The 25,826-nt window shown below is 59.0% G+C and carries 20 protein-coding genes and 1 tRNA gene; 9 read left to right on the top strand and 12 right to left on the bottom strand.

The features are described from left to right. Positions 1 to 30: 30 nt before the first annotated feature. The gene (locus tag KDL09_RS03660; RefSeq protein ID WP_294381446.1) at positions 31 to 1,263 is read right to left on the bottom strand and encodes an MFS transporter; all 1,233 of its coding nucleotides are present in this window, start codon (positions 1,261 to 1,263) and stop codon (positions 31 to 33) included. Positions 1,264 to 1,436: 173 nt separating this feature from the next. Between KDL09_RS03660 and def the strand changes: the two genes are divergently transcribed. Continuing rightward, positions 1,437 to 1,997, top strand: coding sequence for a peptide deformylase (def, locus tag KDL09_RS03655; RefSeq protein ID WP_294381444.1), 561 nt, complete (start codon positions 1,437 to 1,439; stop codon positions 1,995 to 1,997). 1 nt (position 1,998) lies between these two features. Here def and KDL09_RS03650 read toward each other — a convergent pair. Continuing rightward, positions 1,999 to 2,073, bottom strand: a tRNA-Thr gene (locus tag KDL09_RS03650). Positions 2,074 to 2,171: 98 nt separating this feature from the next. On the opposite strand from KDL09_RS03650, the gene KDL09_RS03645 reads away from it, so the two are divergent. Together KDL09_RS03645 and KDL09_RS03640 are read left to right on the top strand one after the other, a co-directional pair. Then, complete coding sequence (locus KDL09_RS03645; protein ID WP_294381442.1) at positions 2,172 to 2,945, top strand: RNA methyltransferase; 774 nt, start codon at positions 2,172 to 2,174, stop codon at positions 2,943 to 2,945. A gap of 66 nt (positions 2,946 to 3,011) precedes the next feature. After that, the gene (locus KDL09_RS03640; protein WP_294381437.1) at positions 3,012 to 4,424 is read left to right on the top strand and encodes an FAD-dependent oxidoreductase; all 1,413 of its coding nucleotides are present in this window, start codon (positions 3,012 to 3,014) and stop codon (positions 4,422 to 4,424) included. On the opposite strand, the gene KDL09_RS03635 is transcribed toward KDL09_RS03640, so the two are convergent. After that, entirely contained in the window at positions 4,425 to 5,270 is an 846-nt protein-coding gene (locus KDL09_RS03635) for an AraC family transcriptional regulator (protein ID WP_294381434.1), read from the bottom strand. 56 nt (positions 5,271 to 5,326) lie between these two features. On the opposite strand from KDL09_RS03635, the gene KDL09_RS03630 reads away from it, so the two are divergent. The 6 genes from KDL09_RS03630 to hisH are packed head-to-tail and all read left to right on the top strand — an operon-like array spanning position 5,327 to position 14,627. After that, positions 5,327 to 7,489 (top strand): PSD1 and planctomycete cytochrome C domain-containing protein, encoded by a 2,163-nt coding sequence (locus tag KDL09_RS03630; protein WP_294381431.1) that lies wholly within the window; start codon positions 5,327 to 5,329, stop codon positions 7,487 to 7,489. A gap of 1 nt (position 7,490) precedes the next feature. Then, complete coding sequence (locus KDL09_RS03625; protein WP_294381430.1) at positions 7,491 to 8,906, top strand: DUF1501 domain-containing protein; 1,416 nt, start codon at positions 7,491 to 7,493, stop codon at positions 8,904 to 8,906. A gap of 14 nt (positions 8,907 to 8,920) precedes the next feature. After that, the gene (locus KDL09_RS03620; protein WP_294381427.1) at positions 8,921 to 11,908 is read left to right on the top strand and encodes a DUF1553 domain-containing protein; all 2,988 of its coding nucleotides are present in this window, start codon (positions 8,921 to 8,923) and stop codon (positions 11,906 to 11,908) included. 13 nt (positions 11,909 to 11,921) lie between these two features. Next, positions 11,922 to 13,352, top strand: a complete 1,431-nt coding sequence (locus tag KDL09_RS03615) for a DUF1501 domain-containing protein (protein WP_294381424.1) — start codon at positions 11,922 to 11,924, stop codon at positions 13,350 to 13,352. 52 nt (positions 13,353 to 13,404) lie between these two features. After that, on the top strand, positions 13,405 to 14,007 hold the full coding sequence (hisB, locus tag KDL09_RS03610) for an imidazoleglycerol-phosphate dehydratase HisB (RefSeq protein WP_294381421.1): 603 nt from the start codon (positions 13,405 to 13,407) through the stop codon (positions 14,005 to 14,007). Beyond that, a complete protein-coding gene (gene hisH, locus KDL09_RS03605) occupies positions 14,007 to 14,627 on the top strand; it encodes an imidazole glycerol phosphate synthase subunit HisH (RefSeq protein ID WP_294381419.1) in 621 nt (206 codons plus the stop codon). Before hisB ends, hisH begins: the two co-directional genes overlap by 1 nt. On the opposite strand, the gene ybeY is transcribed toward hisH, so the two are convergent. The 9 genes from ybeY to KDL09_RS03560 form a co-directional block, all read right to left on the bottom strand. After that, positions 14,628 to 15,068: an rRNA maturation RNase YbeY gene (gene ybeY / locus KDL09_RS03600; RefSeq protein ID WP_294381416.1), complete on the bottom strand. Its 441-nt coding sequence runs from the start codon at positions 15,066 to 15,068 to the stop codon at positions 14,628 to 14,630. Then, positions 15,068 to 16,774 carry an HDIG domain-containing metalloprotein gene (locus KDL09_RS03595; RefSeq protein WP_294381413.1) on the bottom strand — a complete coding sequence of 569 codons (1,707 nt, stop codon included), beginning with the start codon at positions 16,772 to 16,774 and terminating at the stop codon, positions 15,068 to 15,070. The genes ybeY and KDL09_RS03595 overlap by 1 nt, the downstream gene beginning before the upstream one ends. 35 nt (positions 16,775 to 16,809) lie before the next feature. Continuing rightward, positions 16,810 to 17,835, bottom strand: coding sequence for a PhoH family protein (locus KDL09_RS03590; protein WP_294381410.1), 1,026 nt, complete (start codon positions 17,833 to 17,835; stop codon positions 16,810 to 16,812). Beyond that, positions 17,835 to 18,308, bottom strand: a complete 474-nt coding sequence (locus KDL09_RS03585; RefSeq protein WP_294381408.1) for a hypothetical protein — start codon at positions 18,306 to 18,308, stop codon at positions 17,835 to 17,837. The genes KDL09_RS03590 and KDL09_RS03585 overlap by 1 nt, the downstream gene beginning before the upstream one ends. Positions 18,309 to 18,326: 18 nt before the next feature. Next, positions 18,327 to 19,151, bottom strand: coding sequence for a hypothetical protein (locus tag KDL09_RS03580; RefSeq protein WP_294381406.1), 825 nt, complete (start codon positions 19,149 to 19,151; stop codon positions 18,327 to 18,329). Between the two features lie 107 nt (positions 19,152 to 19,258). Then, on the bottom strand, positions 19,259 to 19,822 hold the full coding sequence (locus KDL09_RS03575) for a hypothetical protein (RefSeq protein WP_294381403.1): 564 nt from the start codon (positions 19,820 to 19,822) through the stop codon (positions 19,259 to 19,261). Positions 19,823 to 19,849: 27 nt separating this feature from the next. Further along, positions 19,850 to 21,214, bottom strand: a complete 1,365-nt coding sequence (locus tag KDL09_RS03570) for a coproporphyrinogen-III oxidase family protein (protein ID WP_294381401.1) — start codon at positions 21,212 to 21,214, stop codon at positions 19,850 to 19,852. 71 nt (positions 21,215 to 21,285) lie between these two features. After that, the gene (locus KDL09_RS03565; protein ID WP_294381398.1) at positions 21,286 to 23,829 is read right to left on the bottom strand and encodes a bifunctional serine/threonine-protein kinase/formylglycine-generating enzyme family protein; all 2,544 of its coding nucleotides are present in this window, start codon (positions 23,827 to 23,829) and stop codon (positions 21,286 to 21,288) included. 261 nt (positions 23,830 to 24,090) lie between these two features. After that, entirely contained in the window at positions 24,091 to 25,773 is a 1,683-nt protein-coding gene (locus KDL09_RS03560; protein ID WP_294381396.1) for an autotransporter outer membrane beta-barrel domain-containing protein, read from the bottom strand. Positions 25,774 to 25,826: the final 53 nt, after the last annotated feature.

Here is a 25,826-nt window from a genome sequence, read left to right as displayed (position 1 = left end):
CCCGTGCTCAAGCCGTGCGCTGCGTTTTCATCAATGCTGAATGTCACCCTCGGGGCCATGCGTCGGCGGACGGAAGAACAACGCCAGAAGCACGATGCCTGCCAACGCCATGCCGGTCGGCCACAGGAAAAGGGACCGGTAATCCACCACGCCGTCCTTGGTGTAGTTCGCGAGCAATTGCGGGAAGATCTTGCTGGCCACCACCATGCCCACCCCAAGGATCAGCAGATTGAACAGACCTTGCGCACTGGAGCGGATGTCCTTCGGAAACACGGCGTCCACAAAGATGTAAACCGTCACAAAGAAGAAGGCATAGCAGATGCCGTGCAGCACCTGGACGGCAATGATGAGCCACTGGCTCTCCGGCGTGCCAAAGAAGGCAAAGATGCTAAAGCGGGCCGCGTGTCCGAGGATGCCCAGAATGAGCGTCGCCTTCCAGCCGATTTTTTTCAGCACCGCACCGAGGATGAGCATCGTCACGATTTCAGCCACCTGGCCGATGCTGCTGACGACCATGCTCATGTTCGCTGAGATGCCCACCTTTTGCAGGAAGCCGTCGATCACCACGAAGTAGCCGTTGTGAATCGTCGAGTCGATGAACGTCACGATGAACAGGATGAGGACAAACGGATGCGCCAGCAGCTTGAATGCCTTGAGCCACGCGACCTTGTCGGCTGCGGACACGTCCTTGCGCGGCGGCGTGTGCGGCAGCGTCAGGCTGAAGGCCGCCAGAATGAACGAGATGACACCGGCCACGATGAACACCCACTTCGTCTCGCCGGCACCGGCGTTGGAACTGAGCAGGAAGATGAACGGCCAGCTCACGATGATCCAGCCGATAGTCCCCCCCATGCGGACGAATCCAAAGTCCTTGGCGGGATCCTTCAGGTTGGCGAAAGCCAGCGAGTTCGTCACGGAGATCGTCGGTACGTAAAGCAGGCAGTAGGTCACGAAACAGCCGAAGAACGGCCAGAACGTCGTTTGAAAAGCGGTGGCGATGAGCGCGATGCCGCCGACCACATGGCTGAAGGCCAGAAAGCGTTCCGCAGAGAAATGGCGGTCGGCGAAATGGTTGCTGAAAAAGATGCCCAGAATGGACGCGATGCCGAAGGAACTGCCCACCAGCCACTGCTGGTCGGGATCGAACCCCAGCATGCCCATGTAGGGGAAGATTTTGATCTGCCACGCCCCCCAGATCGCGATCTCCAGGATCATCATGAGGAACAGCTTGAACTTGATGGTGGATTGGGTGGCGCCGGTCATAAGTGGCCGCGAGGCTAGGGAGAGGCATTCACATTGGCAAGGACAAAAGGCGCGACCGCTGAGAGACCGATACACGGCCCGTTAGGAAGCGCCAAAACGCAGGCGGACGGACTGTTTCACGAACACCCCACTCCCGCGCTTGAGCCGATGGAAAGCCAGTGATATTGACCCTCATGGTCCGCAAAATCGTCCGCTATCCCGAACCCGTGCTCCGCGCCAAATGCCGTCCCGTGACCGAGGTCACGCCAGAAATCCGCACCCTGGCCGATGACATGTTGGAAACGATGCGTGAAGCCAACGGTGTCGGACTCGCCGCCCCTCAGGTGGCCGTGGACGTTCAACTTGCCGTCATCGACGTCTCCCACAATCCCGACTGCATCACCTTCATGAAGATCGACGGTGAAAATGTCGACATGATGAAAAACATGCCCGTCGTCTTTCTGAATCCCAAACTCGAACTCGGCAGCGCCAAGGAGATCGGCGAGGAAGGATGTCTCAGCTTCCCCCGTCTGCGCGGCGACATCCGCCGCTCCAGCCAGATCAAGGTCACCTACACAGATCTCGAGGGCAAAACCGTCACCGTGGAAACCGACGGACTGCTGGCACGCGCCTTCCAGCACGAGATCGACCACCTAAACGGCATCCTTTTTATCGACCGCCTGAACGCCGTCGCCAAAGTCGGCATGAAGCGCAAGCTCGCCCGCCTGATGCAGGAGTGGGAGGACGATGATTAAATGGAGCCAGCAGTCGGAATCGAACCGACGACCAGCGGTTTACAAAACCGCTGCTCTACCGCTGAGCTATGCTGGCATCGCTAGGGGGGCCGCGATAGTAAACGCCCATGCTCATTCGGCAAATGGATTTACATCCGGTTTGAGAACACGAAATCTCCACTGAGAATACTTAGCATGCTCATCACGAGTTCCTCCAACGACCGCATCAAACACGCCCGCCGCGTACGCGAAGGGCGCGAGCGTGATCTCGTCTTTGTCGAAGGAGACCGGCTAGTTGGCGAATGCCTCGCCTCAGGCCTGCAACTGTACGCCTGTTTCACCACCGCAGAGCCTCCAGCAGCGCAGCAAACACTCTTGGAACGCATCAAGTGCCCGGTGTTCCAACTGTCCGACTCTGTCCTCGAATCGTTGAGCGACACCACCTCTACTCAGGGCATCATCGTCATCGCTGAGCGTCCATCTCCCGCCTTGGATCGGCTGTTTGAGTCTCAATCGCCGCTCCTCCTCGGTCTCGACCGCATCCAGGACCCTGGAAACTTGGGCACACTCGTCCGCACCGCGGAGGCATCCGGTGTGAACGGCATCTTTTCCTTCGCTGGGTCCGCTGACGCCTTCGCACCCAAGACGTTGCGCAGCTCGATGGGTTCCGCATTCCGCCTGCCCATCCTCCCGAACGTTTCCGGCCTCGGCGTCGTCGAAACCTGCCGTGCTCGCGGCCTGAAAACCGTCGTCGCCACCGGCGAAGCCGACCTTCTGCACTACGACTACAACTGGCGGCAGCCCACGCTTCTCATTCTCGGAAACGAAGGCCGTGGAGCCAGCACCGAGATCATGAATGCATGCGACGCACGCGTCCGCATCCCGTTGCACGAACCCGTCGAATCCCTCAACGTCGCCGCCGCTGGAGCCGCGATCTTGTTCGAAGCGGTGCGGCAGAGGCGAGCGTGAATCACGCTGCCAGCCTGTCGTGGATTCAACGCTTGCGAACCACTCCACCGCCCTGCACCTCTCCGCATGGCAGAACACCATTTCGATTTTGTGGTCATCGGCGGAGGCAGTGGCGGCTATGCGGCGGCACGCACGGCGCACAGCGCTGGTTTGAGCGTTGCCGTCATTGATGGCGCCCAGGAACTCGGCGGCCTTTGCATCCTGCGCGGCTGCATGCCGAGCAAGACGCTCATCGAATCCGCCAACCGCCAGCTTCACATCCGCCACGCCGCTGAATTCGGCCTCAAGGCCACGTCACAGGGCGTGGACATCCGCACCATCCGCGACCGCAAACGCACGTTGATCGCAGACTTCGCCGGTTACCGGCAAGGGCAGCTCGAAGACGGCCGGTTCACGCTTTACCGCGGCCATGCACGTTTCCTCGACAAACATACCATCGAAGTCGTTCCGCGCGATGGCTCGGCGTCGTTCCAAGTCACCGCTCGCAGCTTCTGCATCGCCACCGGATCGGAAGTGTTCGTCCCTGATGTGCCCGGACTCGCGGAAACGGGATTCTGGACCAGCGATGACGTCCTGGATGCCGATGCGCTGCCGAAAACCATCGCCGTCTTGGGCGGCGGAGCCATCGCACTGGAGATGGCGCACTATCTCGAAGCCATGGGCTGTGGCGTGACGCTGATTCAGCGCAACACGCAGCTTCTCACCGGTCTCAATCGTGAATGCAGCGATGTGATTGCCAAAGCCTATGCAGCACGCGGCATGCAGGTGCATCTCGGCACGCACCTGAGCAGCGTTTCAACACACGAAGGTCAGAAGTGCATCGAGTTCACCCACGGCGGCAAAATGCACCAAATCGTCGTCGATGAAATCCTCCTCGCCATGGGACGCCAGCCTGCCTCGAAGAGACTCAGCCTCCATGCAGCCCACGTGTCTGCGAGCAAGGGCAAGATCACCGTCAACGACCGCATGCAGACCTCGCAGTCGCACATCTTCGCCGCCGGTGATGTGTGCAGCCCGTTGGATGTCGTGCACATTGCGATTCAACAGGGAGAAATCGCCGCACGCAATGCAGCCTCACTGCTCAATAACAAAGACGCCGACGAAACCATCGACTACCGCCTCACGCTCTTCGGCGTCTTCTCGCATCCACAGGTCGCCGTTGTCGGTGCCACGACGGAGAAGCTCAAAGAACAGAAGATTCCTTTTCTGGAAGCCAGCTATCCGTTCGACGACCATGGCAAGTCGATGGTCATGGGCGAAACCGCCGGCTTCGTGAAGATGCTGGCCCACGCTGAAACTGGCGAGATCCTCGGTGCCTGCGTCGTCGGTCCTGAAGCGACCGAGTTGATCCATGAAGTCGTCATCGCCATGAACTTCCGCGCCACTGTGAAGCAGTTCATGACGATCCCGCACTATCACCCGACCCTCAGTGAGATCTGGACCTACCCGGCGGAAGAGATTGCCGATCAGCTGCCCTGATCACATCCCCTTCCGGTCCCGCTGACGCGCCCGGTATTCCGCAGGACCACAGCCGACCTGTCGCGCGAACATGCGGCTCATGTAGTGACGGTTGGGAAAGCCGGTTTCGATGGCGATTTGGTCGATCGTCTTGTCCGTAAGAGCCAACGCCTCGCCCGCTAGACGAATGCGGGTCGCCAGCACATACGAGGCGGGCGTCTGGCCGGTGTGCTCTCGAAAACTGCGGATAAATCGCTCCACGCTCATGCCAGAGCGCTCGGCGAGAAACCGATTCGTCAGCCTCGTGTGCGGTGAGCGAGCGATAAGGGACAACACCAGAAGCAAACGCTCCGGCACCGTTGTGGGACTCGGCGTTTCCAAAGTGGCGAACACGGTATGAAGCAACGCGGAGCCCAGATGGAGCAGTTGATGATCCCGCGTGTCGGAAGCGGGCTGTTGATGCGCTTGAATGATCCGCGTCAGCATCGGTTTGAGCGTGTCATCCGCCGGAACGAGGATCGGCTTCGCAGGAAAAGACACACCGGGACGCGTGGTGGTGAAGTGCAGCCAGTAGTGACAGGCGCGCTTCGGTCCCACGCAGTCGAAAACCGTGTCTGCGGGAATCAAAACAGCGTTCCCAGGCTCCAAAGGAATCTTCTGACCTTGAAACAGCAAATGGCATCCCGGCTTGGGATTGTAGTAGAAGCGCCAGAAGGGCGAATCGACCCCTTGATGGTTCCAATCCTCCAAGGATGGCTGGTAGCCGCTTTCGTGGATCAAAAACGGCGTCCAGTCCGCCGCGGCGATACGGGCGAGGTCCACGCCCCACGGCGTGGTGTAGTTCAGGTATTTGCGCTTGGCCGCCATGATCAGACATAACTACGGCAGAAAACGGCACACTCGTCCAGCGTTTGTACTCTCCGATGAGACACATTTTCGTCCTCTTCCTCACCAGTTCCGCCTTCGCAGCCGATCTGCCGCCTGACCATGCCCAGCGCATGGAACGCGGCTTGAAGTCGTTTCAACAGGAGGTGGCGGGCCTTTTGAAGGAGAACTGTCTCCGCTGTCACGGTGGCGAAAAGGTAAAGAGCGATTTCGACATGGCCACGCGTGAGGATTTGCTGCGTGGTGGCTCGCACGGCTCGGTCGTGATCCCGTTTGATGCGAAGAACAGCAGACTCGTCGAACAGATCAATCACACGAAGGAGCCGCACATGCCGGACGACAAGCCAAAGCTCTCCGCCGAAGTGATCGCGAAGATCAGTGCGTGGATCGATGACGGCGCGCCCTACTCGGAGCCGCTGGTGGCCGGGAAGAAGCCCAAGCGTGATGCCTCGGTCGTCACTGCGGAAGATCGCCAGTGGTGGTCGTTTCAACCGCTCAAAAAGGTGCAGGCGAAGTCGATCGATGAACTGCTCTTGAAGAATGCGAAGGGCATGAGCTTCAATCCACCGGCGCAGAAAAATGTGCTGGTGCGCAGGCTGTATCTCTATTTGACCGGTCTTCCACCGTCCGAAGCGTCAGACAAGGCCGCCCTACCCGACCTCATCGACAAACTTCTCGATTCGCCACGCTTCGGCGAGCGCTGGGCACGTCACTGGCTCGATGTCGCGCGCTACGCGGAGAGCACGGGCTTTGAGCAGGACTACGACCGCCCCTACGCCTTCCATTATCGCGACTTCGTCATCAAGGCGCTCAACAGCGACATGCCCTATGACCAATTTGTGAAGTGGCAGCTCGCCGGCGACGAATACGAGCCGCACAATCCGCTCGCACTCGCGGCGACGGGGTTCCTTGGCGCGGGTGTGTTTCCTTCGCAAATCACCGCGAACGAGGTCGAGCGCACGCGCTACGACGCGATGGACGACATGCTCAGCACCACCGGCAGCGCGATGCTCGGACTCACGGTCGGCTGCGCGCGCTGTCACGATCACAAATACGATCCGCTGCCAACGCACGACTACTACGCGATGCTCGCGACCTTCACGACCACGACGCGCATGAACGTGGATGTGCATACCGACGGTCAAGTCACCAGCGCCGTCACGACGATGAAGAAGGATAAAAACACGCCTGAGATCCCCAGTGCCACGCGCATGATGATCTGCGGCGAAGGCTACGATCCCATCGTGATGCACACGCAGGGCGGTCCGTTTTTCGACAAGACCTACTTCCTCAAACGCGGCAACTCGGACATGAAAGACGGCGAGGCCACCCAGGGCTTCATGCAAGTCCTCAGCAGGCCCGGCGACGCGAAGCGCTGGCAGTGGCAGCCGCCGAAGGACGCGAAATACAGCGGGCGACGCCGCACGTTTTCCAATTGGATCACCGATGTCGATCATGGCGCCGGTGCACTGCTCGCCCGCGTCATTGTGAACCGGTTGTGGCAGCATCACTTCGGCACCGGACTCGTTCCGACGACGAACGACTTCGGAAAAACGGGTGCGCCTTGCACGCAGCCTGAACTGCTCGACTGGCTGGCCGGTCAGCTCGTCGCAAACGGATGGAAGCTCAAGCCGATCCACCGCCTCATCCTCAACAGCCGTGCGTGGCAGCAAAGCAGCGCCCGCGATGCAAAAAAAGAGGCTGCTGATCCGGCCAACGGCCTCTTCATGCGCTTTGTGCCGCAACGCCTCGAAGCCGAGGCCATCCGCGATTCAATGCTCGCTGTGAGCGGCCTGCTGGACGACACCATGTTCGGCCCCGGCACGCGCGATGAGAACAGCCATCGCCGCAGCATCTACTTCAGCATCAAACGCAGCCAACTCATCGGCAGCATGGTCGCCTTTGACCTGCCAGAGCCACTCGTCAGCCAGGGCACACGCCCAACAACGACCGTAGCACCGCAGGCGCTCATCCTGATGAACAGTCCGCAGGCACGCACGTGGGCGGAAGGACTGGCGAAACGCATCCAAAGCGCAGGTGACGCACCAAAGCAGGTCACGATGGCTTATCGCCTTTGTTTCAACCGCGATCCAACACCCGACGAAGTCACCGCCGCAAACAGCTTCTTAAAACCCGGAGCCACACTGGCGGACTACTGCCAGGTGGTGCTGAGCCTGAACGAATTCATCTACGTGAACTGACATGAACGCGCCCCTCTATTCTCGTCGTGAAATGCTCGCCCGTGCGGGTGGCGGCTTCGGCATGCTGGCGTTTGCCTCGATGCTGGAGGCGGCCTCGAATCCCTTTGCGCCGAAGGTTCCGATGCAGGTCGGCGGCAAGGCGAAATCCATCATCTGGATCTTCACCAATGGCGGCCCGTCGCAGGTGGACACTTGGGACTACAAGCCCGAACTCGCGAAACGTGACGGCCAGACGCTGGAAGGTTTTGACCCGAAAACTGGCTTCTTCCCAGGTTCCGTGGGAGGTTTGATGAAGTCGCCGTTTGAGTTCAAGCAATACGGCGAAAGCGGCACGTGGTGCAGCGATCTGTTTCCAAAGACCGCGATGCATGTGGACAAGATGAGCTTCATCCACAGCTGCTGGACCGGATCAAACAACCATTCGCCCGCGCTTTTCATGATAAACACGGGCACCACGCGCATGGGCTACCCCTGCGTCGGCTCGTGGGTGACCTACGGACTCGGCAGCGAGAGCGATTCACTGCCCAGCTTCGTCGTGATGACGGATCCACTGAACCGCGGCCTGCCGAAAGGCAGCGCCTCGAACTGGGGCTCGGGCTTTTTGCCGAGTGTGTTTCAAGGCACGTGGCTGAAGCCGAGCGGCGCGCCCATCGACAACCTCGCCGTGCCTGCATCGCTCACACCGCAACGTCAGCGAGCACAGCTCGATCTGCTCGCCAAGCTCAACCGCAACGCGCTGCACGGATCGGCCATCGAAAGCGAATTGAATGCGCGCATCGAAAGCTTCGAGCTGGCTTATCGCATGCAAACCGCCGCGCCGGACGCCTTTGAGGTCAAAAATGAGCCAAAGCACATCCAGAAGATGTATGGACTCAACGAAAAGCACTGTGGCCACTTCGCGGCACAGTGCCTCACCGCACGACGCATGGTTGAGCGTGGTGTGCGCTTCATCCAGCTCTACAGCGGCGGCATGGAGAACCAGCAGAGCTGGGACGGGCACAAGGACATCCTCGGCAACCATCGGGGCTTCGCGAATGAGAGCGACCAGCCCGTGGCGGCGCTCATCAGCGATCTCGAACAACGTGGCCTGCTCGACCAGACGCTCATCGTCTGGGGCGGCGAGTTCGGGCGTCTGCCCATCGCGCAAAAGGGCGACAAACCGGGACGCGATCACAATCCGCATGCCTTCACCGTGTGGATGTGTGGCGGCGGTGTGAAAGGCGGCTACCATCACGGTGAGAGCGACGAGATCGGCTTCAAAGCTGCCATCGACAAAGTCAGCGTGCATGACCTGCACGCCACGATCCTCGCTGCGGCCGGACTCGATCACGAACAGCTCACCTTCAAGTTCCAGGGCCTCGACCAGCGCCTCACCGGGGTCGAGAATCCGAAGGTGGTGAAGCAGGTGTTTGCATGAGATACTTCGAAGCCATGACGCGCGGCCTATTTGTTTCCATCCTGTTCTTCACAACCTCGCTCCTCGCCGCGCCGGCGAAGGTGAAGTTCAATCGTGATGTGCGGCCGATTCTCTCGGACAAGTGCTTCTTCTGCCATGGTCCTGATCCAAAGAAGCGCGAGGCTGATCTGCGGCTCGACATGCGTGACGAGGCGCTCGCGGCGAAGGCCTTTGTTCCCGACAAGGCGGAGATGAGCGAACTGATTCAGCGCATCGTCACGACGGATGAAGACGATCACATGCCACCGGCGAAGTCGAAACTGGGCGACCTCACAGCGGCCGAGATTGCCATCTTGAAGCAGTGGATCGACGAAGGTGCCGAGTATGAGGCGCACTGGTCCTTCATTCCGCTGAAGCCGGAGGCGACGAAGGATCAAAGCATCGACAAGATCGTCAGCGCAGGACTCGCAGAACGTGGATTGAAACTTCAGCCCGAAGCGACACCGGAAACGCTGATTCGCCGCATCAGCTTCGATCTCACCGGATTGCCACCCACTCCGGAAGAGGTCACCGGTTTTGTCACCGAGCATCAGTTCGATCCTGTATCCAGCATCGATCACCTCGTCACAAGATTGCTCGCATCGCCGCATTACGGTGAACGCATGGCTGTGGACTGGCTGGACATGGCGCGCTACGCGGACAGCTACGGCTTCCAGGTGGATCGTGAACGCGAGGTGTGGCCCTGGCGTGACTGGGTGGTGAAGGCGTTCAATGACAACCTGCCCTATGACAAGTTCGTGACCTGGCAGCTCGCGGGCGATCTGCTGCCGAATGCGACGGATGAGCAAATCCTCGCCACGGCGTTCAATCGCCTGCATCAGCAGGAAAACGAAGGCGGCAGCGTCGAGGAGGAGTATCGCGTCGAATACATCGCGGATCGCGTGCAAACGGTGGCGACGGCGTTTCTCGGCCTGACCTTCGAGTGCTCCCGCTGCCACGATCACAAGTATGACCCGATCACGCAGAAGGACTACTACGGACTGTTTTCGATGCTGCAGAACATCGACGAAGCCGGCTTGTACTCCTTTTTCACCCCTTCCCCGCCGACTCCGGCGATGATGCTGATGGATCAGCCCGCGAAAGACAAGATGGCCGCGCTGAAGGCCAAGGTGGCTGACTTGGAAAAGCCCAAATCCTCACTCCCACCCGATCTTAGCCGAGGTGAACTGGCTCACTTCACGTTTGATGAACTCAAAGGCAACAAGCTGACCGATTCATTGCATCCTCCGCCAGCGCCGCAGCCAAAACAAGAAACGAAAAGCAAAGACGCCAAGAAGGACAAAGCTCCACCTGATCCTGCTGCTGTCCTCAAAGGAGAAAACAAACTGGTGTCGGGCAAGATCGGCAACGCGATTCAATTCACCGGCGATGACGCGGTGGACACACCTCTGGGTAATTTCCAACGGCATGAGCCCTTCAGCATATCGCTGTGGATGCAGACGCCGGATGTGAAGGACCGAGCGGTGGTGTTTCATCGTTCGCAGGCCTGGACCGATGCGGCGAGCCGAGGCTACGAACTGCTGATTGAGGAAGGAAAGCTCAAGTGGTCACTGATTCACTTCTGGCCGGGCAACGCGATCAGCATTCGCACGAAGGAAAATATTCCGCTGAAGCAGTGGCTGCAGGTGATCGTAACTTATGATGGCAGCAGCCGGGCGGATGGCCTGAAGATCTTCTTGGATGGCAAACAAGCCGCCGTGGAGGTGATCAAAGACAATCTGACAAAGACCATCGCCGGTGGCGGTCATGACAACATCAGCCTCGGCGAGCGCATGCGGGATCGCGGTTTCAAGGGAGGCTTGATTGATGATTTCCGCGTCTTCGGCCGCGATGTGACGCAAGAGACAAATGCCGACCTGCAAAAGGCACGGGCGGAGCTGTATGCCTTTCAGGATGCGCAGAAGGAACTGATGGTCATGAAGGAACTGCCGCAGCCAAAGAAGGCTTACGTGCTGACTCGCGGCGAGTATGACAAGCGCGGTGAAGAGGTCGGTCCTCAAACCCCGGCGGTTCTGTCGCCGTTTCCAAAGGGGGCTCCGAAGAACCGGCTCGGCTATGCGCAGTGGCTCACGGCACCGGAGCATCCGCTCATGGCGCGAGTCACTGTGAATCGCCTGTGGCAGAGTTTGTTTGGCCGTGGATTGGTGAAGACCACGGAGGACTTCGGCAGTCAGGGGGAGAGGCCGTTGTATCCCGAATTGCTCGACTACCTCGCGATGAAGTTCATCCAAAGCGGCTGGGACGTGAAGTCACTGGTGAAAGAGATCGTCACGAGCCAGGTCTATCGCCAGCGCAGCATCGCCGATGCGAAAACGATGGCGGATGATTCCGACAACCAGTGGCTGGCCCGCGGCCCGCACTTTCGACTTCCGGCGGAGATGATTCGCGACAACGCGCTCGCCGCCTCCGGCCTGATCAAACTCGCGATGGGCGGGCCGCCGGTGCATTCCTACGAGATGACCGAGGCATTCAAGCCGGTGAACCCGGGCGGGGGCGATGCGGTCTATCGACGCAGCATTTACTCCAACTGGCGACGCACCAGCCCGCCGCCCGCGATGGTCGCCTTCGATGCGCCACGGCGAGCGGTGTGCATTTCAAGACGCGAGCGCACCGATTCCCCGCTTCAAGCGCTCATCCTGCTCAACGGCGTGCAGTATGTCGAAGCCGCGCGGGTGCTGGGTGAGAAACTGTATCTCGAAGCGAAGGGCGATCTGCCCAAGATGATCGAACTTGGCTTCCTGCGTTGCCTGAGCCGCAAACCGGATGCGAAGGAGGTTCAGATCTGCACGCAGCTCTATCAGGAACAACTGGCGCACTTCAAGGCGCAACCAAAGGAGGCAGAGAAGTTGCTCAAAACAGGAAACGCCAAACGTGATGCCTCCATTCCACCTGCCGAGGCGTCTGCAGCCGCCGTGCTGGCTCAAACTCTATTAAATCATGATGCCTGCATCGTTAAACGTTAAGCCAATCTCCTCGATGAACTCCTCTTCTGTCATGTTGGATCGTCGTTCTTTTCTAAACGGCTTTGGTTTGGGACTGGGTGGCATCGCGTTGAATGAAATGCTTGCAGCGGAAAGTCGTGGAGCATCGACGGTGGATCACGGAGTGCTAAGCGGCACTCATTTCGCGCCGAAGGCGAAGCGGATCATCTACCTGTTCATGTCCGGTGGGCCGTCGCATCTCGATTTGTTTGATTACAAACCGCTGCTGAACAAGCGCCATGGCGAGCAGCTTCCCGATTCGGTGCGTGGCGGACAACGGCTGACGGGGATGTCCGGCAATCAGTCGTCGATTCCGATGGTGGGATCGCCGTTTAAGTTCACACAACATGGACAGGCGGGCGGGTGGTTCAGCGAACTGTTGCCACACACGGCGAGCATCGCGGACGACATCTGCGTGGCACGGTCGATGTTCACGGAGTCGATCAATCACGGGCCGGGTGTGACGTTTTTCCAAACAGGATCGCAGATCGCTGGACGGCCGAGTTTTGGATCGTGGTTGAGCTATGGCCTTGGTGCGGAGAACGCGAATCTGCCGTCGTTCACGGTGCTGATCACGAAAGGAAAGGGCGGCCAGCCGCTTGGGTCGCATCTGTGGGGCAGCGGCTTTTTGCCGACGAAGCATCAGGGAGTGCTGTTCCGTGCGGCGAAGGATCCGGTGCTGTATCTCGGCAATCCGGCGGGCGTGAGTGCCGACAGCCGTCGTTTGATGCAGGATCGGCTGAAGGAACTGCACGAGCATCAATTTGCCGAAACGCCGGACGCGGAGATTCAGAACCGTATCGACCACTATGAGATGGCTTTCCGCATGCAGACGAGCATTCCGGAGGTAACCGACCTCAGCGACGAGCCGCAGCATGTGCTCGACAGTTACGGGCCGGATGTAAAAACGCCGGGCACCTTTGCGGCCAACTGCTTGCAGGCACGTCGTCTTGCCGAGCGTGGCGTGCGCTTCATCCAGCTTTATCATCAGGACTGGGATCATCATGGCGGTCTTCCGGGAGCACTGCCGAGGCTGTGCAAGGAAACTGACCAGCCTGCCGCCGCCCTAGTCAAAGACCTCAAACAACGCGGCTTGCTGGACGACACGCTCGTCGTTTGGGGCGGTGAGTTTGGCCGCACGGCGTATTGCCAGGGCAAGATCAGCCCCAACTTCGGCCGCGATCATCATCCGCGCTGCTTCAGCGCCTGGCTAGCCGGCGGCGGCATCAAGGCGGGCTCGGTGTATGGCGAAACAGACGATTTTGGCTACAACACGGTCAAGGACGGCCTGCACATCCACGATTTCCACGCCACGCTCATGCACCTACTCGGCATCGACCACGAACGGCTGACCTACAAGTTCCAGGGGCGGCGTTACCGGCTGACGGACGTGCATGGCAAGCTGGTGAAGGGCATTGTGGCCTAGAGCGAGCGTCTGCTTGCCCTAGTGGGGAATAGCGTGTTGATTAGCACTCCCGATGAGCCAAGCCAGAACCGCCAAGCAGCACCGCAAAACCGCCGAGACGGACATTGAGATCGAACTCAATGTTGACGGATCCGGCCAATCGCAGATCGACACGGGAGTGCCGTTTTTTGACCACATGCTGACGCTGTTCTCCAAGCACGGCCTGTTTGACCTGAAGGTGAAGGTCGTGGGAGACATCCAGGTGGATTATCACCACACGGTCGAGGACACCGGTATTGTGCTGGGCAATTGCTTCCGTGAAGCGCTGGGCAACAAGGCGGGCATCGTTCGCTACGGCTTCTGGCTGCTCCCGATGGATGAGACGCTGGCTGAGGTCGCGCTCGACCTCAGCGGTCGCGCCTTTCTCAGCTATCACGCTCCAGAAAACGTCGAGGCAATCGGCGGCGTCAACCGCTTCAGCTACCAACTCGTCGAGGAATTCCTTCGCGCATTTGCATCGAGCCTGTTGGTCACGCTTCACGTCGAAATCCGCCGTGGACGCGACGCGCATCACATGGCCGAGGCGATTTTCAAAGGTCTCGCCCGCGCACTGGACGCAGCCACCAAGCTGGATCCACGAGTCACCGGCATTCCGAGCACAAAGGACGTTCTGTGATGAAACTCGGCGTGCTTGATTATGGCGCGGGCAACCTGCGCAGTGTCTTGAATGCGTTCGAAGCGATCGGAGCGCATGCGAATCTCGTGACGAAGCCTGAGGACTTCGAAGGCATCGACGTGCTCGTGTTTCCCGGACAGGGAGCCTTTGGTGATTCGGTGCGCATTTTGAAGGACACCCACCTGTGGGAGCCGTTGCGGGCCTGGCTTAAGGCGGAGAAGCCCTACCTTGGCATCTGCCTCGGCTATCAGCTTCTGTTTGAATCCAGCGAGGAATGCCCCGGGGTCGAAGGTCTGGCCGCCGTGGCCGGCAAGGTGCGCAAGTTCGACGCGACGAGCGGTTTGAAGATTCCTCACATGGGCTGGAACGTGGCGCAGTGGGAAACGAGCCAAAGCGCTGTTTGGGACAGCCTTCCAAACCCGACCCACGTCTATTTCGTGCACTCGTACTATCCCGAAGTGGCCGATGAATCGCTGGCGCTGTGCCGCACGGACTACGGCGTGAGTTTCATCAGCGGCATCGCGAAGAAGAACCTCGTTGCCGTGCAGTTTCACCCGGAGAAAAGCCAAGAGGCAGGGCTGACGCTGCTGCGCAATTCGCTGAAGGTGCTGGAGCAGTAGTCAAACGGCCTTCAAGGCCGCCTGCAGGATGCTTTCTTGGCGCCGAGCCATCTCGCGAGCCTCAGCGGCATCGTGATCGTCCCAACCGGCAAGATGCATCAAACCATGCACGAGATAGAGCGCCACCTCGTGATCGACCGACTGCCCATGTTCCTTGCCTTGCCGCTCAGCAGTGTCGGCGCTGATGAGAATCTCGCCGTGATGGAAAGTGATGACGTCAGTCGGCGTGGGATCATCGAGGAAGTCGCCATGAACACGGGCGATATCAGCATCGTTGACGATGGTGACTTCGATCTCCGGCAGCGAAGTGAGTGGAGCATCAGGAGATTTCACCTCCGTGAGGCACTTTGGCAGGGCATATTTGCCAATCTTTCGAAGCCAAGGCAGTGGGATGGGATGAACCTTCTGCCGATTGTAGATGCGGAGCTTCGGCAGCGGCATCACGCAGCAGAGGCAGGAGGTGACTTGCGACCACCGCGAGGCTTCTTGGGTCCTTCGGGCTGCGTGCCGGAGAACGAAGCCTCAACGATGTTGGCTGAACCCGCCGCTGGCTCATCATCTCCCGCAAGATGCGGTTTGGCCTCCACTTGCACAGGTGCCGGCTTTGATTCGACCGCCTTCTGATACTTGATGCGACCGTGCATCATGCTGAGCAGTGTTTTTGCAAAGCTGGCCTTGATACGGGCAAGTTCGGCGATGGTGAGATCGCACTCATCCAACTGTCCATCCCCCATGCGACCCTGAACAATCTCATTGATCATGGTCTCGATGCGAGTGGCGTTCGGTTTCTCCAGCGTCCGGGAGGCGCTTTCCACCGCGTCAGCAAGCGAGATGATGGCTGATTCCTTGAACTGTGGACGCGGCCCAGGATAGCGGAACGTGTCCTCACTGACCTGAGGAATGTCATCTTCCTTGGCCTTGGCCTGTTTGACCTGGCGCTCCACCTCCGCCTTTTGATCCAGCGCCTGACGATAGAAGTACCAGACCAGCGAATTGCCGTGATGCTGCTCGATAACATCGATAATGCGCGAATTGAGATTGTGCTTTATGGCGAGATCGACGCCGTCTTTGACGTGGGCGATGATCACCAGAGCACTCATGCGCGGAGTAAGATCCTCATGCGGGTTGCCTGATGGATCCATGTTTTCGATGAAGTACTCAGGCTTGCTGAGCTTGCCTATGTCATGAAAATATGAGCAGACACGGCACATGCTTGCGCTGGCACCGATGGTTTCGGCGGCGGCCTCAGAAAGGTTCGCTACGACAAGGCTGTGGTGATAGGTGCCGGGAGCCTCGATACTGAGACGGCGCATCAGAGGGTGGTTCAAATCGCCAAGTTCCAGCCATGACACATCCGTGGTGACGCCAAAAACGCTTTCAAGAACCGGCAGGAGACCGCCCACGGCCATCCCAGTGACAATCCCCACGAGCAATGGAAGGCCGACCATGCGTCCCAGCTTTTCTTCCATGATCACCCCTGCAGCCTCATGCAGCAGCAGTGAAAAGACCATCGCAGCAAGGCCCACATAAAGCCCGGCCATGAAAAGGCGATTGCGGCGACGAACCTGCTTAGTCAACAAAACCCCCGTGAACCCGAGCAGTGCCGACGTGGCCATGTAGGTGGGTGCAGAAACCGAAATGCAAACTAACACCCCGAGCAAGGTGGCATACACAGCCCCGAACAAGCCGATGCGCCGTCCCAAAATAACCGAAAGCACAACAGGTCCAAAAGCATGCGGCAGGACCACCGCCTTGAGAGTTTTCCCCCAGCTTTGTCCGGAGGAAAAGTCGAGCATTAGCACAATCAATGCGAGATGGGTAAAAATTGTCCCCATCACCAGAAGCAGGACAGCATTGTCACGAATCTCCTGCCGGAGTACCACCCGCTCATGCACTACCATGGCAAAGCCGATGGCGGCAGCATAGAGGGCATGAAGCCAAGTCACGGCAGGCAGGCCGTCCTCCACCTGGGTTCCCAGACGCATCAAGAGAGCTACACCGATGAAAAACAGGAGGTAGACCGCAACTGTTCCAGCGGGATGCGTCCGCATCTCGTCAAAGACGTCCCCTTCTTGGTGCTTCCGTCGGGTTTTGCCGCAAGAAAGCCCTTCGCGTTGCAGACGGGAACGACGAATGGACTCAAACATGATTCAGGAAGATAGAAGAGGTGGCGAGGAAGCTATCATACATCGGAGGTCGGACAAGAATCTTTCCCCTCCCCCTCGATTGCATTGAGCCGTTGTGGCTCATTTTTTCGACCTCGGCCCGTTTGGTAGGCTTCAATGATACGCTGCACGACTGGCAAGCGGACGATGTCTTTCGGGGCAAAACCCACGAAGCGGACCCCCTCCACGTCCTGCAGGAGTTCCACGGCCTCCCTGAGTCCGGACTTCACGTGGCGACGCAAATCGACTTGGGAAGGGTCCCCGGTGACTACGCAACGCGCCCCTTCCCCGAGGCGGGTAAGAAACATCAGCATCTGCTCGGTCGTCGTGTTTTGGGCCTCGTCGAGGATGATAAACGCATTCTTCAGCGTTCGTCCGCGCATATAGGCCAAAGGGGCAATTTCAATGCTGCCCCGTTCAATGAGACGCTCCGCCTCTTCTGGTTCCAACATGTCGTAGAGGGCGTCGTAGAGCGGGCGCAGGTAAGGGAATATCTTTTCTTTCAGGTCTCCAGGCAGGAAACCCAGCGCTTCCCCGGCCTCGACAGCCGGGCGGGTTAAAACAAGTCTCTGAACGACTTTTTCCTTCAGGTAGTGCAACCCCTGTGCCATGGCGAGATAGGTCTTGCCCGTACCAGCAGGTCCGACTCCGAAGACCACTTCACAATCACGCATGGCCTGCACATAGGCAATCTGGCCACGGGTCTTCGCCAGCACGGCGGGGCGTTTGCCCGAACCAAGAAGTTTCAGATGCATGATGGCATCCCCCGGAGCATCACCCGCCTCACGCAAAACGCTTTCGACAATCAGCCGCACCATCGCCACAGACACCTCGCCACCGCTGCGGCGCACCTTTTCCAACTGCGCAAAAACTTCACGTGCAGAAGCAATCCTGTCCTGATCACCTTCCAGACGCACCCAGCCTTCGCGACTGGTCACCCCCACCCCAAACGACTCCGCCACCAGCCGAAGACTGCCGAGGTTATTGCCAATCAGCTTCTGGAGGAACTGCGGCGTCTCGTACGTGAGCGTTTCGACGGGCATCAGCGGTAACCATAGGCCAGCGCCCATAGCACGCCGGGATCCAGCTTCGACTTCAGCTCGAAGACGATCTTGTAGGTGCCGGTTTTCGGCGGATTCACGCGAACGCTCATGAAGTATTTGTCCACCTTCGCGTCGATCTGCACCGGCTGATTTTTTTCGTCGAACACCTTCATGTCCAGCGTCACCCCCTCCTGGCTCGTACCAAGCCAAAAGGCATATTCGTTGCCCTTGAAAAGCTGGTGCGTGATCATGAGCTTCTGTCCACTCTTCACCTCGCCGTTCCAGTAGTCCTCTCGCACGATGAAGCCCTTCTCCACGAAGGGAGTGGCGGCTTCCATCGCGAAGTCATGCGCCTCGTCCACCGTCGCATGCACGAGCACAGTGCCAACCATTGCCATGGCGGCAAGAAAGGCTGTTTTGAGGCGGTTCCAAGGTCGAATCATTGTCTTGCTTCCCTCCACGGATAAGGTCATGCGAATAAAGTTGAGTGATTACTTTTTCGCGAGAATTTCAGCCAGCAGGCCGTCGCAAGTCTTGCCAATGTCCGATACAGCGTCTTTGGAGAAACCGTCGACGGCGCTCTCCATCTGCTGAAGTACGGACGCGAGCCCCTTCTGAATCGACCTCACCACATCGTGATCACGCGTGCTTCCCGGCATCTTGGCGATGGAGCTGACAAAGTGCTCCACCAGCATCGGCTGATTGAGCAGTTCCGCACGGTCTGCAGAAAAGCTTTTCTTCACCACCGAAGTCACCGAAGCCGTGCCGCGCAGCCAGCCACCAAGGCTGACGCACTGCGAAAGGTCCACGTCCTTCATTTGCTCCATGGTGTCGCGCACCGTCTTCTGAGTCTGGTCAAACTCCTTGCGGATCGCAGTCCAGTTCCCTTTGTCCGCAGCGTCGAGAATGCTCTGTGCATGCGGCAGCACCGACTTGCTGAGACCAAGGCTCTTGGCGAGGGAGATCACATCATGACCGACGTCCTTCACGGCCTCTTTGTCCTGGGCTTGAACAGCCACAAAACCTTCGGCCACCGTGTAACCAAACAAGAGGGACAGCTTCGTACGGTCGCTAGTGGTGGGGATTTCCTGTTTGCGCAGCTCCGCGCGCCAGTTCGGTTCTCCCAATTTGTCGAGCACGGAAAACACCTCACTTGGCACTGGAACAATCACGTCATCCACGACTTTTCCTGGGAAGGCGAGCGGATCAAAATCATCCACACCTTTGGTGCCCTGAGGTGCGGCGACGAGGGGCAGGCTTCCCACCATCAGCAAGGCGGCCGTCAGGGTGGGGAGAGGAAAAAATAGGCGTTTCATGGCAAAAGAGGACCGAGGGGATTGTCACAACTGGCGTGCAGTGAACTCAAGCCTCATAACCCCCAAATCGCAACTGGTTTGACTGCGAACCGCCAGTCTCGCCCCGGTTATGGCAATCTCGGCAGCACCTCGACCACATCCGCCAGCACTCGACCGCTGCCATGGCGCAGTTCATTGCAGCGACCAAAGAGCATCTGCCCGCTCGTCGCGCCAAGAAGGTCGGCAAGACGCTGATCCACAGAAATCCGAAAATAACCCCGCGGGTGGCTGGAATGCGGCACCTGGAAACGCTCGAGAATCGCACCGAATGGCACCCTGCCTTCGAGGACCAGCTGCTGCGCTTCCTCAGGCAAAATGTCGAGATGGATGCCAATGGCGCCGAACTCCACCGGCATGCCGTCGTTGCGACGATGCAGCACAGAAGCCCGGACGAGGTAATTGCCGATGCGGGCCCGGGCGGCGACATCCAAATCGATCTCGCAGCCATGAAACTCCCGCAGACGCGGCGTCATGTCCTTCTCGTGCACCAACAGGGCGCGTTCCTGCTCCGCCAGCGCTCCCGGCTCCACGAATGTCACGCGCGGACGCACGCTGCCGATGCCGTAGAAGAAGATGAGAGGAGCCAGAATGTCCTCGTCCTGCCTGGGTGCTTCATTCGATGCCTGCGTCATTCTCCACTCCTCATTCGTCGTTCCACTTCAGGTATAGCGGGCATACTGGCGGTGCTGAGGCAGGAAAAAGTCGTGCAGCAGACGGTCCACCTGCAGCAGGCCCTCACGCGAAAGCGTGACACCGTCCGCATCGAGTGTGGCGAAACCTTCTTTGGCGAGGTACTCGAGCTGCGAACCAAAGTGCTGGCGTGGATCTTCACCGAATTTCTTTACATAGTAGTCAAACTCGCTGCGGCCCAGTTTGAGTTTGAGGATAAACTCGCGCACAAAGCGATCTTCATGCGTTGTTTGGTAGGCGCGATAAATTGGCTTCTGACCGGCATCAACAGCCTGCATGTAGGGACCAACGTCCGCCTGATTCTGATAATGAATGCCCCCGAGATGACCAAAGGAGGCCACCCCGCAGCCCAGCAGGTCGGCGCCTTCCCACAAGGCGTCACGATAGACGAATTTGATGCGCTGCGGATCCTTCACCACCGTGTAGGCGCTGGTGACCGTGTATCCGGCCTTTTGAAATTCATCGAAGGCATAGCTCACCCAGTGGCGCTTCGTCTGCCAGTCGGCCACGGGCGCGGTAACTTTGCCCTCGGCTTTCATCTGCTGATACATGGTGGTGTTGTATGGCACCTCCATCTGATAGATGGTCACTGCATCCGGCTGCAACTCAATCGCCTTGGCGACGCAAACCTTCCAGTTGGCCTCCGTCTCGTTCATCATTCCGGCGATGAGATCGATGTTGATGTGCTCAAAGCCCAGGCTTCGGGCAAAGCTGTAAGCCTTGGCAATTTCACCACTGCGATGCGCACGCCCGTTCGTTTCGAGAATGTGGTCGTCAAAGTTCTCGACTCCCAAGCTCAGGCGCGTCACGCCCACTTCGCGTATGCCCGTCAGCTTCGTTTCGTTCAACGTTCCAGGTTCTGCTTCAAAGGCCACTTCTTCGGCCTCATCCCATGGAATGAGCGCCTTCATGCGATCTGTCAGATCCTTGAGCTGCGGCACCGAGAGGTAGCTCGGAGTACCGCCGCCAAAGTACACGAAGTGCGCCTTGCGCCCCTTCAAGTACGGCTGGCTGGCGAAGCGCTCCATCTCGCGCATTCCGGCGTCAATGTAAGCCTTGATCTCCTGCGCATTTTTGTCGGTGTAGACTTTGAAGTAGCAGAAGTGGCAGCGCTTGCGGCAGAACGGGATGTGGAAATAGACGCCCAGCGGAATGTTGTCAGGAGCAGGACGCTGCAACACTTCTTCGACCAGCGGCACCTGGTCCGGTTTCCAAAAAGAAAAGGGCGGATAATTGGAGACAAAGTAGTTCCCAGCCTCGGTCTGTTCGACCTTCTTCGGGACGTTGACTTCGGTCACGGCCGAAGCCAGCGGAGAATCGAGCGAGGTTTGCATGATTTTGGGGGTGATGAGAAAACGATCTCCTCACTCTAGTTCTACGGGCAAAGTTGCCAAGTGGAGGCTTGCTATTTCCCGCGCGCCAGCACCACACGGAAGCCGATCATGTTCCGCCGTGTCTCCGGTGGCACAGGCATGCGCGCGGAGGCCAGCAGCTCTTCCTGTGAAGCCGTGCGCCAGTTGCCGCCGCGTGTTGTTCCGAGCACCGGCTTCGGCTGCTCGCCTTCTTTCGCGGCGGGCACCGGTTCGTAATCCGTGTCGACCCATTCAGAAACATTTCCCGCGAGCCCGGTGATGCCGCGCTCATTCGGACGCAGCGCCGTCACTGGCGCCAGAAATGGAAACTTGTCCTCGTAACCGGGGATCACGTTGTCGAGGCTCGCTTTGCGTGCGCCGTTGATGTCCGCGAGGTTGTCCACGTCCGCGGGCGGCGGCCAGTCGAACCCCCACGGATAAATACCGCGGATGCGACCGTTGCGTTCCTCCGGCGTCGAACCACGCTCGAGCGGCAGGCCCACCGCACGGCTCCATTCTTCATCCGTCGGCAGACGATACACATCCTTCGCGCCGATGAGGCCGGCATTACGTTCGCGCTCCGTCAGCCAGGCGCAGAAGGCTCGCGCTTCGTTTCGATCCACGCCCACCACCGGCAGCGTCCCCCCCTTCCCGCTCGCATCCACACGTCCGGGACGTCGTGCCGGTGTCGCCTTGCAGAACTCCAGATAGTCACGATGACGCGTCTCCCACGCAGAGAACATCACATCGCCCAGTGGCACAAAATTCATCCCCAGACTGTTCGCCTTCCACTGCCGCCCGAAGGTCACCGCCTTGCGCGTCTGCATGTCGGCAAACAATTCCGCCTGTTCGCCTTCCTTCACCTCTCCTTCGAGCACCACGTCGGCGAAGCCCTCCTCCCGCAGCTCAAACTCCACCGGACCGGTGCGCACGCGCGGCAGTTCAAGCGGCGTCTCACCGAGGAATTGATCGTGCTGAAACACCCGCACCTTCTCCGGCTGGCTGTTTACGATCACGCTGCCATAGGTCTGCCGCTCGACTCGGAGATGAAACGCCCGCCAGTTTTTCTCCTCGGACTGCTCCCCCTCCACATCTTTACCATCCGGCATGTCATCCGTCGCCGACTGGCCGCTCTCCACAAAATAAAACGGTTCCACCTCGTAGCGATGCTCCTGGCTCAGGTAGGCCTCGCTGCGATCACGATCGGTCAGCCAATAGCGAAATGCCTCCGCGTCTCCGTCCGGCACGACCACGAGATAGGCACTCTCCTGATCCTTCCCGCGCTGAAAACGCACCACTTTGCCCTCAAACGAACGCCCGGTGGCCTCAAGGAAGCGGCGGAAAAACTTCATCTCAACCGGCTCCGCGCTGATATGTCCTCCCGCTCCCGGCTTGAACACCATGCCGAGACTGTTCACCCAGCGCTCACCCTTCTGCGGCAGACGCGACGGTTCAAGCTTCAGATCGAACACCGCCGGCTTCTCATCCTGCGCAATGTGCTCGATCTCGATCTGCTTGTACCCTGGAAGGCGCAGTTGATAGATCACCGGCACCCCCTCCGCAGGATTGAGTTCCAGAGGTGTCTCCCCCAGCTGGTCCTCTCCAGCAAACACCACCGCACCCGGCGGAGTCGTCACAATTTTGAGCCGCGGCACATCATTGTTCATCGCCATCAGCGTTCTGGCGCGTCGATTCTGAGCCAGCCACATGCCAAACCCCACCGCCAGCAGCAAAGCCACGGATCCCACCGCCACCCACGTCCAGAGCAATCGACGCGACGACGGCAGGGGTTCACCGCGCAAGGCCAGCGCCATCTCACGCGCATTGATGAAGCGACCCTTCGCTTTCGGTGCACAGGCGGTGCACACCACATCCTGCAGCCGACGCCACATCTCCAAACTCGCACCCGAGTCGGTGCAGGAGGGCAGGTCAGGAAAATCGAGCCGGTCTTTCCCGGTGCTCGCCTCATACAGCACCATGCCCAGAGAAAAAATATCCGACGCAGCCGTGCCCGGTCCTTCGGGTGCAACGAACCCTTCCGTGCCCACAAAACTTCGCTGCCCAAGCAGCGCCACCAGCCCGATATCCGCCAGTCTGCAGATGCCATCGATAAAAATCAGGTTCGACGGCTTCACGTCCCGATGGATCAGCTGATTGCGGTGCAGATAATCCAACCCCTCCGCAATCGTCGCCCCCAGCTTGATGCACTTCTCCGCAGGCACGCACTTGTCCCGTTTCATCTGCAAGCCCAGCGTGTGAGGTTTGTAGGTCTCAGGGTCAATGTCACGCCCGCGTTCCAGATCATCCGCGAGCTCCATCACATAGTAATAAAAGCCTTCCTCATCATTCCGCCCCACCTGCAGGATCGGCACCAGCGCCTCATGTCGGCGTGAAATCGGTTCGAAACGTTTGATCGCCTCGAACTCGCGCTCAAACGAATCCGGCCGGTCATAGTCCTCGCGCCACACCACTTTCACCGCCCGGAATACTCCGGTCACACTCTTCGCCAGCCAAACTTCCCCAAAAGCCCCGTGGCCAATGAGACGGAGGGTCTCATGATCGCGGATATCCGGCGGCGTGCGTGACGAAGACTGCATGAAGGAGGTTGGAATAATGGAATTACAGCCCAAGGGCCGTGGCTTGTCGAGATGGGATGTGCCTAAAACACCTCGCGATGCCACCGTCGTCCATCCGCGAGAGTTTTACTCCGGCTTCCAGACCTTAACCCGATTCTTCAAACACTTTCGGACCAGCCTGAGTTTGCAGGTCTATCACTCCCGAATGACACCGACTCTCTCCGAGATGAATGCCGGACAAACGGCAAAGCCCCGCTCGCAGAGAAGCCATTGCCGCCTTCGCTAAAACCTGTAACTGAAACGCACACCGCCAAAGTGCGCCTGCATGTTGTTGCGGAAGAACTGGCCCTGATAGTTCAGCAGTAAACTGAACCTGTCGTTGAATGCCACGTTCACACCTCCGCCCGCCACCATGTAATCCTGCCCGGGATTCTGATTGCCGCCGCTGAGGCTGAAGGGCGCATTGATGGCCTGCACGCTGGTGCCGTTGTTGTTGAGGTTCTGACGTTCGTAACCCAGACGCACCTGAGGCGTAAGGGTGGCCCGGTCGGTGCGAATCTTCTTGGAAAGAGACCAGCCCACACGTGTCACCAGCGAGTCGAAGCTCTGGCTGGCATAATTCAATCCGACAATGCCACCGCCCGTCTCGCTGAAGCTGTCAATGGAGCCATGCAGCCAGTCGATGCCGGCATAGGGGCCGGTGACGAGTGTGTTGTTCTGAAAACGGAAATTCCATCCGGTGTTGAACTGAACCGCGTTGGTATAGGCACGCGTCGAGCCGTAGGCCAGTGGAATTCCTGCACCAGGGTTGCGTGTCGAATCCATGTCGTAGGTGCCGAAACTGTACAGCAGGCTGCCCCAGAAGTTCCGGCGCGCGTAGGAGACATAGGCTGAAAGTGCGGGGCCATCGAGATTCAAGGTGCCGAGACCGTTCCCGTACGATTGATGACTCGACAGGAACGAGGCGGCAAACCCAAGGGTCAGCCCGCGAGCGAGATGTCGCTCGATGCCGATGCCCGGCGCCCAGGAGTCCACCCGCACACCCGCCTGTCCACTCATCGCGTTCAGATTCAAGTAACCGTAGTTCACCGTGGTGAAGAGCTCCCACTGCCGGGAGCGGCTCACCCGCTTTCCGATCGGACTTTCGGGACCATCCCCCTGCCCCACGATCACACCGTCATCGAGCGATGCAGCAATGCTGCCGTCGTATTCTTCCTCTACGGCACCCGCAAGAAGGAAGAAGAGATGATTGTTCAGATCCCCGAGAATGGCCTGACCACCCGTTTGCAGAGTCAGCGACATGAGATTGGCCAGTTGCAGGCCACCCGCAAGATCCACCGGCGTCACATCAACGGAAAAGATCAATCCACCGGGTGCACCATTGAAGAGGAGCACATTGCTAAGGTCCAGTGGTCCGAGAGTTGGAGCGGCAATCGGCCCATTGGGAGTGACCAAAATCCGCCCCCCCTCCGTTGAACCGCTCCACAAATAGGTCCCCCCACCCGAACCGACCTGCGCCACCACCCAATAGCCGGTGCCTGCGAACAGCGGCACTTGCCCTGTGTAGGTGTAGGACCCGGCTGTTGCCGGGTTCGATGAACCCGCGAGTGTTTGCACGAGACTCAAAGAAGTGCCCCCGAGCCCATTCGCGCCGGCCGTTCTGAGACTCACGTCGAATCCGCCCAAGGTGCTGACCGCATCGCCCATCTGAAGCGTGATCGAGTTCATGATGTAGTTTTGCCCGGAGACGAAAAAAGGCTGCACCTGCGTTCCGGGCCCGCCTGCGCTAATCCAATCGAGCATGGTCATGCTCTCAGGGAAAGGCATCACTGTCGCGCTTCCTCCCGACGGAGTGGACTGCGAGTAGAGGGTGTCGGCTTGAATGGAAGCGACCGGGCAAAACCCGAGCAGGAACAAACCGGCGACATGCACAAACCGAAGGCGGAGGAACAGTTCGAAAATCATAGGACTAGGCTGGGATGCAGGAGCGAATGACCCGAGCAAGTCTGACCGGTTTG

Source organism: Prosthecobacter sp. (assembly GCF_020439865.1).
In the GTDB taxonomy this organism is placed as follows: domain Bacteria; phylum Verrucomicrobiota; class Verrucomicrobiia; order Verrucomicrobiales; family Verrucomicrobiaceae; genus Prosthecobacter.
The sequence above is the reverse complement of the archived record's forward strand: the minus strand, read 5'-3'. Positions and strand labels throughout refer to the sequence as shown.

Bases quoted from the DNA above. Each gene is read 5' to 3' on its own strand.
- KDL09_RS03565 (WP_294381398.1), bottom strand. From the start codon at position 23,829: ATGCAGTCTTCGTCACGCACGCCGCCGGATATCCGCGATCATGAGACC.
- ybeY (WP_294381416.1), bottom strand. From the start codon at position 15,068: ATGCCGCTGCCGAAGCTCCGCATCTACAATCGGCAGAAGGTTCATCCC.
- KDL09_RS03560 (WP_294381396.1), bottom strand. From the start codon at position 25,773: ATGATTTTCGAACTGTTCCTCCGCCTTCGGTTTGTGCATGTCGCCGGT.
- KDL09_RS03575 (WP_294381403.1), bottom strand. From the start codon at position 19,822: ATGACGCAGGCATCGAATGAAGCACCCAGGCAGGACGAGGACATTCTG.
- KDL09_RS03615 (WP_294381424.1), top strand. From the start codon at position 11,922: ATGAACTCCTCTTCTGTCATGTTGGATCGTCGTTCTTTTCTAAACGGC.
- KDL09_RS03635 (WP_294381434.1), bottom strand. From the start codon at position 5,270: ATGGCGGCCAAGCGCAAATACCTGAACTACACCACGCCGTGGGGCGTG.
- KDL09_RS03620 (WP_294381427.1), top strand. From the start codon at position 8,921: ATGACGCGCGGCCTATTTGTTTCCATCCTGTTCTTCACAACCTCGCTC.
- KDL09_RS03660 (WP_294381446.1), bottom strand. From the start codon at position 1,263: ATGACCGGCGCCACCCAATCCACCATCAAGTTCAAGCTGTTCCTCATG.
- hisB (WP_294381421.1), top strand. From the start codon at position 13,405: ATGAGCCAAGCCAGAACCGCCAAGCAGCACCGCAAAACCGCCGAGACG.
- KDL09_RS03630 (WP_294381431.1), top strand. From the start codon at position 5,327: ATGAGACACATTTTCGTCCTCTTCCTCACCAGTTCCGCCTTCGCAGCC.
- def (WP_294381444.1), top strand. From the start codon at position 1,437: ATGGTCCGCAAAATCGTCCGCTATCCCGAACCCGTGCTCCGCGCCAAA.
- KDL09_RS03570 (WP_294381401.1), bottom strand. From the start codon at position 21,214: ATGCAAACCTCGCTCGATTCTCCGCTGGCTTCGGCCGTGACCGAAGTC.
- KDL09_RS03595 (WP_294381413.1), bottom strand. From the start codon at position 16,774: ATGTTTGAGTCCATTCGTCGTTCCCGTCTGCAACGCGAAGGGCTTTCT.
- KDL09_RS03585 (WP_294381408.1), bottom strand. From the start codon at position 18,308: ATGACCTTATCCGTGGAGGGAAGCAAGACAATGATTCGACCTTGGAAC.
- KDL09_RS03645 (WP_294381442.1), top strand. From the start codon at position 2,172: ATGCTCATCACGAGTTCCTCCAACGACCGCATCAAACACGCCCGCCGC.
- KDL09_RS03625 (WP_294381430.1), top strand. From the start codon at position 7,491: ATGAACGCGCCCCTCTATTCTCGTCGTGAAATGCTCGCCCGTGCGGGT.
- KDL09_RS03580 (WP_294381406.1), bottom strand. From the start codon at position 19,151: ATGAAACGCCTATTTTTTCCTCTCCCCACCCTGACGGCCGCCTTGCTG.
- KDL09_RS03590 (WP_294381410.1), bottom strand. From the start codon at position 17,835: ATGCCCGTCGAAACGCTCACGTACGAGACGCCGCAGTTCCTCCAGAAG.
- hisH (WP_294381419.1), top strand. From the start codon at position 14,007: ATGAAACTCGGCGTGCTTGATTATGGCGCGGGCAACCTGCGCAGTGTC.
- KDL09_RS03640 (WP_294381437.1), top strand. From the start codon at position 3,012: ATGGCAGAACACCATTTCGATTTTGTGGTCATCGGCGGAGGCAGTGGC.